An 812-nucleotide genomic window follows, 5' to 3' on the forward strand; every position below is an offset into this window, starting at 1 on the left:
AGACCGAAACCGTCGCCATATCAGAGGTGCCGGCCGACGGGATGATCCTCGATGTCGGCGAAAAGACCGTGAAGACCGTTGCCGACTGGATCGACCGCGCTGCGACGCTGGTCTGGAACGGTCCGCTCGGCGCCTTCGAGATCGAACCGTTCGACAGGGCGACGGTGGCGGCAGCCAAGCACGCCGCCGCCCGCACCAAGGCCGGCAAACTGGTCTCGGTGGCTGGCGGCGGCGACACGGTGGCAGCACTCAACCATGCCGGCGTCGCCGACGACTTCACCTATGTCTCGACCGCCGGCGGCGCCTTTCTGGAATGGATGGAAGGCAAGCCGCTGCCCGGTGTCGATGTGCTGAAGCGCTGAGGCCCTGGGGCGACAGGCGAACGAGGGGCGTTTGCGCGTTTCAATCGATTCGAGCTTTCCGCTTGGAATGGTTCGACTTGAACCTGCCTTGCTCTAGTGGTCTGCTAGGTTGGAACAAACGGTTCAGGAGGATGCACAATGAGCGAACGTCTCGAGGACATTGCCGCCGCGATGGTGGCCGACGGCAAGGGTCTTTTGGCCGCCGACGAAAGCTCCGGCACCATCAAGAAGCGCTTCGACGTGATCGGCGTCGAATCGACCGCCGACAGCCGCCGCGACTATCGCGAGATGATGTTCCGCGCCAAGGAGGCGATGACCAGATACATCTCCGGCGTCATTCTCTACGACGAGACTATCCGCCAGAAGGCCGCCGACGGCACGCCGCTGGTCGACATCATCAAGGCGACCGGCGCCATTCCAGGCATCAAGGTCGATGCCGGCGCCAAGCCT

The 812-nt window shown here is 63.7% G+C and carries 2 protein-coding genes; both read left to right on the forward strand.

Annotation, left to right across the window (positions count from 1 at the left end; all coding sequences use genetic code 11):
• The coding region (pgk, locus tag EOA85_RS36400; protein ID WP_127212809.1) for a phosphoglycerate kinase at positions 1-362 on the forward strand (362 nt) is incomplete at its 5' end.
• A gap of 138 nt (positions 363-500) precedes the next feature.
• The coding region (locus EOA85_RS36405) for a class I fructose-bisphosphate aldolase (RefSeq protein WP_127212810.1) at positions 501-812 on the forward strand (312 nt) is incomplete at its 3' end.

The sequence above is a fragment of the Mesorhizobium sp. M5C.F.Ca.IN.020.29.1.1 genome (assembly GCF_003997375.1).
In the GTDB taxonomy this organism is placed as follows: Bacteria; Pseudomonadota; Alphaproteobacteria; order Rhizobiales; family Rhizobiaceae; genus Mesorhizobium; species Mesorhizobium wenxiniae.